12 protein-coding genes and 1 tRNA gene are annotated in these 13,303 nt (G+C 63.0%); 6 read left to right on the top strand and 7 right to left on the bottom strand.

Annotated features, from left to right (window positions below):
* Nucleotides 1-294 precede the first annotated feature (294 nt).
* Both AC1RBA_RS13745 and argB read right to left on the bottom strand, forming a co-directional pair.
* Nucleotides 295-369: transfer RNA gene (locus tag AC1RBA_RS13745), tRNA-Thr, on the bottom strand.
* A 39-nt stretch (nucleotides 370-408) separates the two neighbouring features.
* Nucleotides 409-1,302 (bottom strand): acetylglutamate kinase, encoded by an 894-nt coding sequence (gene argB / locus AC1RBA_RS13740; RefSeq protein ID WP_010393729.1) that lies wholly within the window; start codon nucleotides 1,300-1,302, stop codon nucleotides 409-411.
* A gap of 231 nt (nucleotides 1,303-1,533) precedes the next feature.
* Between argB and AC1RBA_RS13735 the strand changes: the two genes are divergently transcribed.
* The 3 genes from AC1RBA_RS13735 (at nucleotide 1,534) to AC1RBA_RS13725 (ending at nucleotide 6,069) form a co-directional block, all read left to right on the top strand.
* Complete coding sequence (locus tag AC1RBA_RS13735) at nucleotides 1,534-1,731, top strand: cysteine-rich CWC family protein (protein WP_070289374.1); 198 nt, start codon at nucleotides 1,534-1,536, stop codon at nucleotides 1,729-1,731.
* Between the two features lie 98 nt (nucleotides 1,732-1,829).
* Nucleotides 1,830-4,886: a response regulator gene (locus tag AC1RBA_RS13730; RefSeq protein WP_492418644.1), complete on the top strand. Its 3,057-nt coding sequence runs from the start codon at nucleotides 1,830-1,832 to the stop codon at nucleotides 4,884-4,886.
* Nucleotides 4,887-4,917: 31 nt separating this feature from the next.
* Nucleotides 4,918-6,069: a response regulator gene (locus AC1RBA_RS13725; protein ID WP_070218963.1), complete on the top strand. Its 1,152-nt coding sequence runs from the start codon at nucleotides 4,918-4,920 to the stop codon at nucleotides 6,067-6,069.
* On the opposite strand, the gene AC1RBA_RS13720 is transcribed toward AC1RBA_RS13725, so the two are convergent.
* Together AC1RBA_RS13720 and AC1RBA_RS13715 are read right to left on the bottom strand one after the other, a co-directional pair.
* A complete protein-coding gene (locus AC1RBA_RS13720) occupies nucleotides 6,062-7,345 on the bottom strand; it encodes an extracellular catalytic domain type 1 short-chain-length polyhydroxyalkanoate depolymerase (protein ID WP_492418642.1) in 1,284 nt (427 codons plus the stop codon). The genes AC1RBA_RS13725 and AC1RBA_RS13720 overlap by 8 nt on opposite strands.
* A 54-nt stretch (nucleotides 7,346-7,399) precedes the next feature.
* Nucleotides 7,400-7,813 carry a CopG family transcriptional regulator gene (locus AC1RBA_RS13715; RefSeq protein ID WP_034783786.1) on the bottom strand — a complete coding sequence of 138 codons (414 nt, stop codon included), beginning with the start codon at nucleotides 7,811-7,813 and terminating at the stop codon, nucleotides 7,400-7,402.
* A 127-nt stretch (nucleotides 7,814-7,940) separates the two neighbouring features.
* On the opposite strand from AC1RBA_RS13715, the gene AC1RBA_RS13710 reads away from it, so the two are divergent.
* The 3 genes from AC1RBA_RS13710 to AC1RBA_RS13700 all read left to right on the top strand — a co-directional run bounded on the left by AC1RBA_RS13710 (nucleotide 7,941) and on the right by AC1RBA_RS13700 (nucleotide 10,309).
* Entirely contained in the window at nucleotides 7,941-8,324 is a 384-nt protein-coding gene (locus AC1RBA_RS13710; RefSeq protein WP_492418640.1) for a DUF1289 domain-containing protein, read from the top strand.
* A 7-nt stretch (nucleotides 8,325-8,331) separates the two neighbouring features.
* Complete coding sequence (locus AC1RBA_RS13705; protein ID WP_492418638.1) at nucleotides 8,332-9,255, top strand: MBL fold metallo-hydrolase; 924 nt, start codon at nucleotides 8,332-8,334, stop codon at nucleotides 9,253-9,255.
* Between the two features lie 100 nt (nucleotides 9,256-9,355).
* The gene (locus AC1RBA_RS13700) at nucleotides 9,356-10,309 is read left to right on the top strand and encodes an NAD(P)H-dependent flavin oxidoreductase (RefSeq protein WP_230504282.1); all 954 of its coding nucleotides are present in this window, start codon (nucleotides 9,356-9,358) and stop codon (nucleotides 10,307-10,309) included.
* Between the two features lie 121 nt (nucleotides 10,310-10,430).
* Here AC1RBA_RS13700 and AC1RBA_RS13695 read toward each other — a convergent pair whose 3' ends face one another.
* The 3 genes from AC1RBA_RS13695 to AC1RBA_RS13685 form a co-directional block, all read right to left on the bottom strand.
* Nucleotides 10,431-11,012, bottom strand: a complete 582-nt coding sequence (locus tag AC1RBA_RS13695; protein WP_070218966.1) for a hypoxanthine-guanine phosphoribosyltransferase — start codon at nucleotides 11,010-11,012, stop codon at nucleotides 10,431-10,433.
* 63 nt (nucleotides 11,013-11,075) lie between these two features.
* On the bottom strand, nucleotides 11,076-12,332 hold the full coding sequence (locus tag AC1RBA_RS13690) for a phenylacetate--CoA ligase family protein (protein ID WP_492418636.1): 1,257 nt from the start codon (nucleotides 12,330-12,332) through the stop codon (nucleotides 11,076-11,078).
* Nucleotides 12,333-12,422: 90 nt separating this feature from the next.
* Nucleotides 12,423-13,259, bottom strand: coding sequence for an ABC transporter ATP-binding protein (locus AC1RBA_RS13685; RefSeq protein ID WP_492402445.1), 837 nt, complete (start codon nucleotides 13,257-13,259; stop codon nucleotides 12,423-12,425).
* Nucleotides 13,260-13,303 lie beyond the last annotated feature (44 nt).

Below are 13,303 nucleotides of genomic sequence, written 5' to 3'. Positions count from 1 at the left end.
CAGTACGCATGTACGGCGAGGCGAGGCAACGCAGCCATGGACATTTTTTACTATGAGGAGATGACGGCAGAGCAGATGAAAAAATGTTCAGGGCAAGGCGGACTGACGAAGACAGTACGCATGTACGGCGAGGCGAGGCAACGCAGCCATGGACATTTTTTACTATGAGGAGATGACGGCAGAGCAGATGGAAAAATGTTCAGGGCAAGGCGGACTGACGAAGACAGTACGAATGTACGGCGAGGAAGGACAACGCCGCCATGGGCATTTTTACAGCTGCGGGGGAAAGGATACTGGTGCCCTTGACGTGGATCGAACACGTGGCCTCTCCCTTACCAAGGGAGTGCTCTACCACTGAGCTACAAGGGCATAAAAAATCGGCGCTGGGTGAATTGCGCCGAATTATTTTTAGTGCGAACGGATCATAGTACCAAAAGCCTGCTCGGTCAACACTTCCAGCAATAATGAGTGTTCGATGCGGCCGTCGATGATGTGCACCGTGTTCACGCCGGACTTGGCGGCGTCGAGCGCGGACGAGATCTTCGGCAGCATGCCGCCCGAGATCGTGCCATCGGCGAACATCTCATCGATTTCACGCGCGGACAGGTCGGTCACCAGGTTGCCCTGCTTGTCCTGGACGCCGGCGATGTTGGTCATCATGATCAGCTTTTCCGCTTTCAGGATTTCGGCGATCTTGCCCGCCACCACGTCGGCGTTGATGTTGTAGGCCTGGCCATCCTGGCCGAAACCGATCGGCGAGATGATGGGAATGAAGGCGTCGTCCTGCAGCGCCTTGACGACGGCCGGGTTGATCGCGTCGATCTCGCCCACAAAGCCGATGTCGAGGAATTCGCCCGGATGTTCGCGGTCCGGCATCTGCATCTTGCGCGCGCGGATCAAGCCGCCATCCTTGCCCGTCAGGCCGACAGCCTGGCCGCCGTAATGGTTGATCAGCATGACGATATCCTGCTGCACTTCGCCGCCCAGCACCCACTCCACCACTTCCATGGTTTCTTCATCGGTGATGCGCATGCCTTGCACGAAGGTGCCTTGCTTGCCGATTTTTTTCAGCGCGTTGTCGATCTGCGGTCCGCCGCCGTGCACCACGACCGGGTTCATGCCGACCAGCTTGAGCAGGATGACGTCGCGCGCGAAGCCGTGCTTCAGGCGTTCGTCCGTCATGGCGTTGCCACCGTATTTGATGACGATGGTCTTGCCGTGGAAATTGCGGATGTAAGGGAGGGCCTCGGCCAGAATCTGCGCCTTGATTTGCGGCGACACCGCCGTCAAGTCGTCATTCATGTCCAGGTTCAAGTTAGCTAGTTGATTCATGGCGAGTCCGGAAAATAGATTTGTGCGATTTTACAGGGAAGAAGAAAATCCTGGAGGCATTATAGGGCGATCTTGTTGTATTTTCCCTGATGATCCTATAGTCTGGCCCGATATGTTCCCCAGCCAGCCCTTTTACTGCCCGTTACATCTGCGTCGCGTCCCGGCGCAGCGTGACACACACTTGCCAATTCAAACACAGCCATGAGCCAGTGCAGCCTGTGCGGCGCCACCTTCCAATGCGGCCAGACCGACCCGCAGGCCAGCGGACCGTGCTGGTGCACGGCGCTGCCGCCCGCCATGCCCGTGCCCGGCAGCGCCGCCGTGGGCTGCTGGTGCCCCGCCTGCCTGCAAGCCCATATCGCCACTCTGGCACCTCCTGTCAAGCCTAACGTCGGCTAAATAAGTGCTTCGGCATGCAATTGCTTTGCAATAAACCTTGCATTTCGTAGGGGAATACGTTCAGACTTCGATTTTCAAGAATTTCTTATAGGAAAGTTATGCGCTTCAGGGATATCAGTATCGGCGTGCGCATCAATGCCGGTTATGCCATGTTGATCGTGCTGATGCTGGTCGTCATCGTCCTTTCCGGCAGCCGCATCTACGCCATCCGCGCCGAGACCGACGATATCCTGCAGCGCGACTGGGTCGCCGCCAAGGCCACCAGCAAGATCCACGGGCTGGCGCGCGAGGCGGCCACGCGCATCGGCAATCTGCCGAACCAGCACGAGCGGGCGCTGCGCCAGGTGAACCAGGCGCGCCTGGAAGCGATCAAGCAAGGCATCGATGAGCAGGTGCGCATTCTCGACGGTCTCGATGCGCGGCCCGAGGAACGGCGCCTGCTGGAACAGATGCACCTGGCGCGCGCCGAGTACTACGGCTCGCTCAAGACGATGTTCGAACTGGTCGAGCGCGGCGAGGATGCCCGCGCCGAGCAGGCCATGCAGACGCAGACCTTGCCGATGCTGGAAAAAGTGCTGCTGTACGTGGGCCAGCTCGACGATTTGCAGCAACAGCTGATCCGCGACAGCGCGGCCAGGATACGCAACGATATCGACACTTCGCTGCTGCTGATGGGCGGCATCGGCCTGGCGGCCCTGCTGACGGGCCTGGCCTTTGCCTGGTCGGCGCGCTCGATCACGCGTCCGCTGGGCGAGGCGGTGGCGATCGCCACGCGCGTGGCCAATGGCGACTTCAGTTCCGTCATCGAGGTGACGTCGCGCGACGAGACGGGCGAATTGCTGCAGGCGCTCAAGAACATGAGCACCAGCCTGGCCGTCGAGCAGGACCTGCGCCACGCCGTCGAAGTGGCCGAGGATGCGACCAAGATGAAGTCGGACTTCCTGGCCAATATGTCGCACGAAATCCGTACGCCGATGAACGGCATCATCGGCATGACCCATCTGGCGCTGCAGACGGAGCTCACGTCGACCCAGCGCAACTACCTGGAGAAGGTGGAATCGGCTTCGAAGAACCTGCTGGCCATCATCGACGACATCCTCGATTTCTCGAAGATCGAGGCGGGCAAGATGGCCTTTGAAAAAGTCGATTTCTTCCTCGAGGACGTGCTGGCGCAGATCGCCGACCTGTCCGTGATGCGCGCGCAGGACAAGGGGCTCGAACTGCTGTTCGACATCGCCCCCGACGTGCCGAACGCCTTGCAGGGCGACCCGCTGCGCCTGGGCCAGGTGCTGATCAACCTGACCAACAACGCGATCAAATTTACGGACAAGGGCGAGATCGTCGTCACCATCCGCCTGCAGCAGCTGGAAGAGCATGCGGCCGTGCTGCGCGTCGACGTGCGCGATACGGGCATCGGCCTGACGCCGCCCCAGCGCAGCAAATTGTTCCAGGCCTTTACCCAGGCCGACACCTCCACCACGCGCCACCATGGCGGTACCGGCCTGGGACTGACCATCAGCAAACGCCTGGTGGAAATGATGGAAGGCGAGATCGACCTGGTCAGCGAAGCGGGCGTGGGCAGCACCTTTTTCTTCACGGCCCGCTTCGGCCTGGCCGCCGTGCCGCGCGATAATCTGCCGCAGTTGCAACATCAACAGCAGTTCCAGGGCCTGCGCGTGCTGGTGGTCGATGACAACCCCAGCGCGCGTGAAATCTTCGTCAGCATGCTGGCGGCGCTGGGCTTCGAGGCGCGTGCCGTGTCTGGCGGCGTGCTGGCCATCGGCGCCGTGGCGCAGGCGCGCGCCGAGGGGCGTCCGTACGGACTGGTGCTGATGGACTGGAAAATGCCGGGCATGAACGGCCTCGATACCCTGGCCGGCATCCGTGCCGATGCCGCCGGCATCGATGCGACGCCGGCCTGCATCATGGTCACGGCCTTCCATCGCGAAGCGCTGCTGGAGGCGGCGCGTCAGCGCGATTTGCCGCTCGACGGGATATTAAACAAGCCGGTCAGCGCCTCGACCCTGCTCGACCAGATATCGTTCGTGTTTGGCGGCGTGACGGGACAGAGCCGCAAGACGCAGCGCCAGAGCAGCTACCGCGACGACGAGCGCGCCCTGCGCGGCGCCTGGCTGCTGCTGGTCGAGGATAATGAAGTGAACCAGGAAGTGGCGCAGCATATTCTCAACGACGCCGGCATCCGCGTCGACATCGCGGGCAATGGCGCCATCGCGCTGGCGAAGATCGAGGAAAACGCCTATGACGGCGTGCTGATGGATTGCCAGATGCCGGTGATGGATGGCTACCAGGCGACGCGCAAGCTGCGCCAGGACCCCCGTTATTCGAATTTGCCCGTGATCGCCATGACGGCCAATGCCATGGTGGGCGACAAGGAGAAATGCCTGGACGCCGGCATGAACGATTTCATCGCCAAGCCGATCGACGTGGCGCAGCTGTTCGGCACCCTGGCGCGCTGGATCGCGCCGGCCGCGCCGCAGGCAATGACGTCGGTAGCGGCGCAGCCGGAAGCGGAGCTGCCCGTGATCGCCGGCCTGAAAATGACGGAAGCCATGCGCCGCGTGGGCGGCAATGCCGCTTTGATGCGAAAATTGCTGGACCGTTTTGTGGAAACCCAGTTCGACGCCATGCAGCGCATCGTTGCCGCCATCGAGAACAACCAGCTCGAGACGGCGATCCGCGAAGCGCATACCCTGAAGGGCCTGGCCGGCAATATCGGCGCCGGCGGCCTGGCCGACAGCGCCGCGCGGGTCGAGCACTTGCTCAGCCTGGGTTCGCACGACGGTTTGCCGCAGGCACTGGCCGCCTGTACCCTGGCGCTCGACGAGCTGGTGCCGAAGATCGTGCTGGCCATGCAGTCGCGCGGCAACGCTGCCGAAGCGGGCGGCGCGGCGGTGGCGCACGTGGCGCCGGTGGACCGGGCATACCTGGAAGCAGGCTTGCGCGAATTGTCGCAGCTGCTGCAGCAGGACGATGCGCAGGCCGTCAAGCACCTCGACGGCATCGGTCCCGTGCTGGTCGCGGCGGGGCAGGCGGAACATGCGCGCCAGTTGAAGCGCATGCTGGGACAATACGATTTCGAAGGTGCGCTGGCGCAGCTGGGCGAAGTGGCCGATGCGCTGGAGTTGACACTGTGAGAAGGATAACTATGCAGAACGAAGGACGGGCATGAGAGCGCCGGCAAGCAAGCCAACCATCCTGGTAGTCGACGACACGCCAGACAATATCGATCTGCTGCGCGCGGTGCTGGAAGACGATTACCGCACCAAGATCGCCGTCAATGGCGAGCGCGCCCTGAAGATCGCCGCCGGCAGCGACCAGCCCGACCTGATCCTGCTCGACATCATGATGCCGGGCATGAGCGGTTACGATGTATGCCGCGCGCTGAAGGCCGATGCCGCCACGGCAGGCATCCCCGTGATTTTCGTGACCGCCATGAGCGAAGTGGCCGACGAGCAGCTGGGCCTGGCCCTGGGCGCCGTCGATTACATCACCAAGCCGATTTCGGCGCCCATCGTGCTGGCGCGCATCAAGACGCAGCTGGCGATGAAGCAGATGCAGGATTTCCTGCGCGACCAGAACCAGTACCTGGAAACGGAAGTGGAGCGCCGCGTGCAGGAAGTGGCGGCGCTGCAGGACGTCACCATCCACGCCATGGCCTCGCTGGCCGAGACGCGCGACAGCGAGACGGGCAACCATATCCGCCGCACCTCGCACTACCTGAAGGCGCTGGCCGAGAAGGTGCGCAACTTGCCGCGTTTCCGCGATTTTTTGACGGACAAGAATATCGAACTGCTGTTCAAGACGGCGCCGCTGCACGACATCGGCAAGGTGGGCATCCCCGACCATATCCTGCTCAAGCCGGGACGTTTCGAGCCGCATGAAATGGCCATCATGAAGACGCACACCACCTTGGGACGCGACGCCATCCTGGCGGCCGAGCACGAACTGGGCATCGAAGTCGATTTCCTCAAGTATGCGAAAGAGATCGCCTACAGCCACCATGAAAAATGGGATGGCAGCGGCTACCCGCAAGGCTTGGCGGGCGAAGCCATCCCGATTTCGGCGCGCCTGATGGCGCTGGCCGACGTGTATGACGCTCTGATCAGCCGGCGCATCTACAAGCAGGGCATGGACCACGCGCAGGCCGTGCAGATCATCGTCGAGGGACGCGGTTCGCACTTCGACGCCGAGATCGTCGACGCCTTCCTGCAAATCCAGGACCAGTTCATCGCCATCTCCAACCGCTATGCCGACGGCGTATGCGAGATCGCCGACAAGCAGCGGCAGATCGCGCCCTACACCGAAAACATCAGCTGACGGTCTTGAAGAAGCGCAGCATTTCCCGGCTGGCGTCCGGCCCTTTGCCGTCCGTATAACTGCCGTTATCGCTGCCGCCGGACCACGCGTGGCCGGCGCCGTGGATGACCCAGTGTTCGCCCAGCGGCGAGCCGTCGGCCTGGCTGTGCGTGGTGCGCGTGTAGCGGTGGCCGTTCGGCACGCTGCCGTCGACGGATGCGGCCTTGGCCGCCTTGCCGCCCACCTGGCTGCGCACGCCCTGCGCGATCAGTTCATCGCCATTGCGCGGGTTGACGGTGGTGTCGCGGTCGCCGTGGAAAACGATGATGGGCACGCCGCCGGCTGGCGCCTTGCGCTGGGCATTGGGCATGGCGCCGCCCTTCATGGCTGCCAGCGCCGACGGCAAGTCCTGCGCCGAGGCGAAGGGCAGGCCGGAATGCACGCCGACGGCGGCAAACAGATCGGGGTACAGGGTGCCGACGATGACGGCCATGGCGCCGCCCGCCGACAGGCCGGCGACGAACACTTCACGCTCGTTGACCGGGTATTCGTCGATGACTTGCTGGGCGATGCCGGCGATCAGCGACGGTTCGCCCTGGTCGCGCTGCTGGTCGATGGCGTTGAACCAGTTCCAGCAGCGCGAACTGTTGGCGCCCTGCGTCTGCGCCGGGTAGACGACAAAACACTCCTTTTCTTCGGCCAGCGCATTCATCTGCGTGCCGGCGGCGAAATCGTCGGGATTTTGCGTGCAGCCGTGCAGCATGACGATCAGCGGCATGGCCTGGCCGTGGTAGCTGCTGGGGATATACAGCTTGTACGAACGCGTACCCGCATGGTTGCGGTACACGCCATCGATGAACTGCGCGCCGGCGGGGATTTCCACCGGCGTGGCGGCCGGCGCGTTGAAGCCGGGCGGGTGGAAATTCGGCAGTTCGAAACTGGGCATGTCGAAGCTGTGCTGGCCCAGGCCGGCCGGCACGCCCAGGCGCGCCATGAAATCCTGCGCGAACTCCTGCGCCGCCTGCGCGGGCGTGGGCGGCACCGATGCCGCTTCCGGCGCGGCGTCAGCGTGCGGCTGCCCGGCCCGGGCCTGCGCTGGTGCAGGTGGCGGCGCAGGTGGCGGATTGATATCACGCATCGGCTGCGGTGGCGGCGCTTGCGTGGCGGCCGCTTGCGGCGTCAGTCCGGCCGCAGACAGCGCCTGCTGGATCGCTTCGGTGGCGGCGGCGGGGCCGCTGCCCATCAGATTACGGGTCGCTGTGCGCATCTGCGCCAACATGTTGAGAGGTAGTTTCATGACCATCCTTAACGGTGCCGCGCATCGGCCGGGTCATCGCCGCGAACCAATACGCTAGTGAATTCGCCCTGCGAGCGCCGTCTTGACGACGGTGCTGGCGTGCAGGGCACCTAATACGAAAATCGACTCGATGGTGGCCAGTGCCAGTTCCACCGAAACGTCGCTGGCGATGCTGGCCAGTCCCAGCACCTGTATCTGCAGGCGCTGGCCGGCTGCCTGGATCGCTTCCAGGTCGGCGCGCGAGTAATGCTGCATGCCCAATACCAGGCTTTTACGGGCCACGGTTTGTTTCACCACGTCGGCGTGGATACCCAGCTGGTTGCGTATGGCCGTACGGATCAGATCCGTGCGGTTGGAATAAAATCCCTCCTGGACCAGCAGATCGATCTGCCCCAGGTCAATCAAGCCGAGGTTGATCGTGATTTTCTCGGATTCCCCAATTTTGGGCTTGCTGTCTTGCTTGGCCATATCTCTCCATAAACTCCACGTGGCATCCATTTGCCATCTGTATGGATGGTAGTATAGTTCTGAAATGACTCAAGTCAAGCAGGATCTGGGCTGATCGTGTTGTAGGACGGGCACCCGCAGAGTGAGAATGTGTGCAAAATATATTTCCGGAACAGCGGTTGTTGAGCATTGTTTCGCTGGAAAATATATTCACGGAAACATTGCAGGGCGATGTCATCGACTCGCCGGCGCCGTTTCGCGGCATAATGAAAGTCTTCACGTTTACCGATGCCGCTCCATGATGGTCGCTCCCCCACCTCCGCCAGCCGTTCCGCTTTCTTTGCCGTCGCCGGTGCCGTCGCCCTGCGTCAGCCTGTGCAAGATGAACCGCAACAGCGGCTTGTGCGAAGGCTGCCTGCGCACGCTCGACGAAATCATCGCCTGGAGCAAGGCCGACGACGACTTCAAGCGCGCCGTGTGGGCCGAATTGCCGGGCCGCGAATCTTTGCTCGATTTCGAGCCCGACTACTGAGGAAGCCATGCCGCGATCGCCAGCGCTGTTTCCCGATGCCATGCAGGTGTTCGAACGCGGCTGGCTGTCGTCGAACAACATCCTGTTCCAGGGGAAGGATGACACGGCCCTGATCGACAGCGGCTATGTCACGCATGCGCCGCAAACCCTGGCCCTGCTGCGCCATAGCCTGGCCGGCCGGCCGCTGGACCGCCTGTTCAACACCCACCTGCACTCCGACCATTGCGGCGGCAACGCGCTGCTGCAAGCCGCATACGGCTGCCATACGGCCATTCCCGTGGCGGAAGCGGACAAGGTGCGCGCATGGGATGTCGATGCCCTCAGCTTCCAGGCCACGGGCCAGCAATGCCCGCGCTTTCGCTTTGACGCCACCGTCTCGCCCGGCGACACCTTGATTTTGGCCGGCATGGCCTGGCAGGCGCTGGGCGCGCCGGGCCACGACCCGCACTCGCTGATTTTTTACTGCGCCGGCGAGGGCATCCTGATTTCCGCCGACGCCCTGTGGGAAAACGGCTTTGGCGTGATCTTTCCCGAACTCGATGGCGGCTCCGGCTTTCCTGAAGCGCGCGCCACGCTGGACCTGATCGCCAGCCTGGACGTGCGCGTCGTCATTCCCGGGCATGGCCGGCCATTTACGGATGCCGCCGGCGCCCTGCAGCGTGCGTATTCGCGCCTCGATTACCTGGCGTCCGACCCCGTGCGCAATGCGCAGAATGCGGTGAAAGTGCTGCTGAAATTTTTGCTGCTCGAGCGCCAGCGCATCGCCCTGACCGGGATACCGGCCCTGTTGCGCGGCATGCCCGTCTTCGAAGAGGCCAACCGGCGCTTCCTGCGCCAGGAGTCGGCCGCGCTGGCCGAGTGGGCCGTGTCGCAACTATGCAGGGCGGCAGCGGCGCGGGTCGAGGGTGAGTACTTGCTCAACGAGGGTTGAACCGGCCTTGCGATAAATTCAGCACGATCGTACTTTTTCTGCACTATAATCAATGTTCAGTGTGTCTTTCACGTCCGATCAACTTTCCAGCGAGTCCGCCATGGCATTGCCTGTTGCGTTGCAAAACCTCTCCTTACCCGTTATCGCTTCGCCGATGTTCATCGCCAGCGGCCCGGCCCTCGTCGCGGCGCAGTGCAAGGCCGGCATCGTCGGTTCCTTCCCGGCCCTGAACGCGCGTCCCGCCGAATTGCTCGACACGTGGCTGACCGACCTGCAGGCCGAGCTGGCCGCCTTCCAGGCCGCCCATCCCGATAAAAAAGTCGGGCCGATCGCCGTCAACCAGATCGTGCACCAGTCGAACGACCGCCTCGCGCATGACGTGGAAGTGTGCGTGAAACACCGGGTCCCCATCATCATTTCCTCGCTGCGCGCGCCGCCCAAGGAAATGCTCGACGCCATCCACAGCTATGGCGGCATCGTGCTGCATGACGTGATTTCGATCCGCCACGCGAAAAAGGCGCTGGAAGCGGGCGTCGATGGCTTGATCCTGGTCGCCAGCGGAGCCGGCGGCCACGCGGGCACCCTGTCGCCGTTCGCGCTGGTGGGCGAAGTGCGCAAATTCTTCGACGGTCCGCTGGCGCTGTCGGGCTCCATCGCCACGGGCGACGCCGTGCTGGCCGCGCAAGCGATGGGCGCCGACTTTGCCTACATCGGCTCGCGCTGGCTGGCGACCAAGGAATCGAACGTCAGCGACGGCTACCGCGAGGCCATCGTGGAGTCTGCCGCGGCGGACATCGTCTACACGAACCTGTTTACGGGCGTGCACGGCAATTACCTGAAGAAATCGATCGAAGCGGCCGGGCTCGATCCGGAAGCCTTGCCCGAAGCGGACAAGAGCGCGATGAATTTCGGCTCCGGCAGCGCCAAGGCCTGGCGCGACATCTGGGGCGCGGGCCAGGGCGTGGGCTTGATGGATGACGTGCCGAGCGTGGCAGAGATGGTGGCGCGCCTGAAGGCCGAATACGATGCGGCGCGCGCGCGGTTGAAGCTGTAATCGTTGTTGTGACGGTGGTGATGATGTCGGATTACGCGGCGTACCGCCGCTAATCCGACCTACTCGAACCTGGTGGCGTAGGTCGGATTAGCGCGCAGCGCGTAATCCGACAGCACCACAATCACTCCTGTTTCAAATCCTCAGGCTTGATGGCCCACAAACCCGGCAGGTTGCGCCAGTAGCCGTACGCATCCATGCCGAAGCCGACGACGAAGCGGTTCGGGATCACCAGGCCAACGATGTCGGCTTGTACGGGCTTTTTCTTGCCGATGGCCTTGTCGGCGAACACGGCCAGGATGACTTCGGAGGCGCCCATGTCCAGCAAGCGCTGCTTGACGTGCGCCAGGGTTTCGCCTTCGTCGAGAATATCGTCGAGCACGATGACGGTGCGGCCCGCCACGTTCGAGCGGGGGATGACTTTCCACACCACTTCGCCACCCTTGTCATCGTCGCCGTAGCGGCTGACGTGGATGTAGTCGAATTCGAGCGGGAAGCTCAGTTGCGGCAGCAGGCTGCCCGTAAACACGACGGCGCCGCCCATCACGCCCAGCACCAGCGGGAACTCTTTCGAATCCTCGGCGTTGAAGCGCGTGTTGAGCACATCGGCCATGCGCGTGATCGACGCCTGCACGGTATCTTGGTCGAACAGCAGTTCCGCGTTCTTGATCAGGTCACGGGCACGGTTGTGATGAAATTCTTGCATGGACTCTTGCATGGCGATGAAAGGGGCTGATGGTCAATGCCGGTATTATCCCGCAAATCGGCCTTATTTGTAATCGCGCATGTCGTCGATGATTTTCCCATCCTGGGCCAGACTGCCCACCGCCACCAGCACCACGTCGCCGCGCAACTTGGTCAGTTCGCGGATCGAACCGATGATGGCTTCCACGCCGCTGGCGTCATGCGGATCGTCGACTTCGCAATGCAAGGCCATCTCGTCGTTGGCCATGCGCCCCGACACCACCAGCCGCGCCTTCCTGATTTGCGGGTGGCGGCGCGCGATTTCATGCACCTGCGACGGATGCACGAACATGGCGCGCACCTTGGTGGTTTGATCGGCGCGCCCCATCCAGCCTTTGATGCGCGTATTCGTGCGCCCGCACGGCGACTGCGGCGCGTCCATCAGCACGGCCGACAGATCGCCGGTGGCAAAGCGGATCAGCGGGTAGTCGGCATTGAAGACGGTGACGACGACTTCGCCCACCTCGCCCGGCGCGACGGGAATGCCGCTGCCCGGATGGACGATCTCGAGCAGCACGTTCTCGTCGACGACCATGCCGGGATTGAGCTTGCCATGGCTGGCCGTTTCATAGGCGATGCTGCCGATATCGGCCGAGGCATAGGTCTGGAACACGTGCGGCACGCCGTTCTCGGCAAACCAGCTGCGCAAGGATTCGGGCAGCGCTTCCGCGCCCATCACGGCCTTGGTAACGCTGCTGATGTCGGCGTCCATTTCGCGCGCTTTTTCGATGATCAGTTTCAGGAACGACGGCGTGCCGATATACGTGTCCGGCTTCAGGTCGGCCATCGCCTGCACCTGCATTTCCGTCTGGCCGATGCCGGCCGGGATGACGGTGCAGCCGATGCGCGCGGCACCTCCTTCGACCATGAAGGCGGCCGGCGTGAAGTGATACGAAAAACAGTTCTGCAGCAGGCCGCCGGCGCGCACGCCGGCCGCATACATGGGGCGCGCAAAGCGCCACCAGTCGGGGCCGCGGCCTTCCGGATCGAAGATGGGACCGGGCGAGACGAACACGCGCGACAGGGCGTTTTTCGGCGTCGTGTTCAAGCCGCCGAACGGCAGCTGCGCGTGCTGCAATTGCTTGAGGTCGGACTTGCGCGTCACGGGCAGCTGCGCCAGCGCGGCGCGGCTGGTGATGCCGGCCGCATCGACGCCGTCGAGGATGCGGGCCCAGCCCGGCGCCTGTTGCGCGCGCGCGATCAGCTGCGGCAGGCCGGCCATCAATTCGCGTTCGCGCGCTTCGGGGGCGCGTGCTTCCAGACTGTCGAGCGTATCGGTCATGTCAGTCATTCTCCAATTGTCATTGCATGTTGATTCGCACGCCTAGCCATCAGGACCGCCGGGCGCGTTGCAGCCAAGGTTTTTGATGGATCACGCCAGCCAGCGCTTGCGGCGGCGGTAGAACTTCATGTCGCGGAAGCTCTTGCGCCCGGCGCTGGACACGCCCAGGTAAAACTCTTTGACGTCTTCGTTGCTGGCCAGTTCCTGCGCTTGCCCTTCCATCACGACGCGGCCGTTTTCCAGGATGTAGCCGAAGTCCGCGTAGCGCAGCGCCACGTTGGTGTTCTGCTCGGCCAGCAGGAAAGACACGTTTTCCTTGTGATTCAAATCCTTGACGATGCCGAAGATCTCTTCGACGATCTGCGGCGCGATGCCCATCGAGGGCTCGTCCAGTAAGATCATCGACGGCTTGGCCATCAGCGCGCGGCCGATGGCGCACATCTGCTGTTCGCCGCCCGAGGTATAGCCGGCCTGGCTGCTGCGCCGCGTTTTCAGGCGCGGAAAGTAGTGGTAGACCTTGTCCAGCGCCTCTTTCAGCTCGCCGCGCGACAGGCTGCGCGTGTAGGCGCCCGTCAGCAGGTTTTCCTCGATGGTGAGGTGGCCGAAACAGTGGCGGCCCTCCATCACTTGCGACAGGCCCCGCTTGACCAGCTCATTCGGCGTCAACTGATCCACGCGCTCGCCCTTGAACTGGACTTCGCCCTTGGTGACGTCGCCGCGTTCGCCGCGCAGCAGGGTCGAGATGGTTTTCAGGGTGGTCGACTTGCCGGCGCCGTTGGCGCCCAGCAGCGCCACTATCTTGCCCTGCGGGACTTGCAGCGACACGCCCTTCAGGACCAGGATCACGTGGTCGTAGATGACTTCGATATTGTTGACCGACAGGTAGGGCGGCGCGGTGTCTGGTGTTTGCGTGGCAGTGGGTGTCATGGCTGCTTCGTTTTCATATGTGTTGGCGATGCTGTCGGATTACG

It is taken from the genome of Janthinobacterium sp. GW823-FHT03B06, assembly GCF_058796955.1.
This window is presented reverse-complemented; position numbering and strand designations above follow the sequence as displayed.

What these genes read in the sequence shown, in the direction of transcription:
- AC1RBA_RS13695 (WP_070218966.1), bottom strand. Translation starts at nt 11,012, where the DNA reads ATGCAAGAATTTCATCACAACCGTGCCCGTGACCTGATCAAGAACGCG.
- AC1RBA_RS13715 (WP_034783786.1), bottom strand. Translation starts at nt 7,813, where the DNA reads ATGGCCAAGCAAGACAGCAAGCCCAAAATTGGGGAATCCGAGAAAATC.
- AC1RBA_RS13700 (WP_230504282.1), top strand. Translation starts at nt 9,356, where the DNA reads ATGGCATTGCCTGTTGCGTTGCAAAACCTCTCCTTACCCGTTATCGCT.
- AC1RBA_RS13730 (WP_492418644.1), top strand. Translation starts at nt 1,830, where the DNA reads ATGCGCTTCAGGGATATCAGTATCGGCGTGCGCATCAATGCCGGTTAT.
- AC1RBA_RS13710 (WP_492418640.1), top strand. Translation starts at nt 7,941, where the DNA reads ATGTGTGCAAAATATATTTCCGGAACAGCGGTTGTTGAGCATTGTTTC.
- AC1RBA_RS13720 (WP_492418642.1), bottom strand. Translation starts at nt 7,345, where the DNA reads ATGAAACTACCTCTCAACATGTTGGCGCAGATGCGCACAGCGACCCGT.
- AC1RBA_RS13685 (WP_492402445.1), bottom strand. Translation starts at nt 13,259, where the DNA reads ATGACACCCACTGCCACGCAAACACCAGACACCGCGCCGCCCTACCTG.
- AC1RBA_RS13690 (WP_492418636.1), bottom strand. Translation starts at nt 12,332, where the DNA reads ATGACCGATACGCTCGACAGTCTGGAAGCACGCGCCCCCGAAGCGCGC.
- argB (WP_010393729.1), bottom strand. Translation starts at nt 1,302, where the DNA reads ATGAATGACGACTTGACGGCGGTGTCGCCGCAAATCAAGGCGCAGATT.
- AC1RBA_RS13735 (WP_070289374.1), top strand. Translation starts at nt 1,534, where the DNA reads ATGAGCCAGTGCAGCCTGTGCGGCGCCACCTTCCAATGCGGCCAGACC.
- AC1RBA_RS13725 (WP_070218963.1), top strand. Translation starts at nt 4,918, where the DNA reads ATGAGAGCGCCGGCAAGCAAGCCAACCATCCTGGTAGTCGACGACACG.
- AC1RBA_RS13705 (WP_492418638.1), top strand. Translation starts at nt 8,332, where the DNA reads ATGCCGCGATCGCCAGCGCTGTTTCCCGATGCCATGCAGGTGTTCGAA.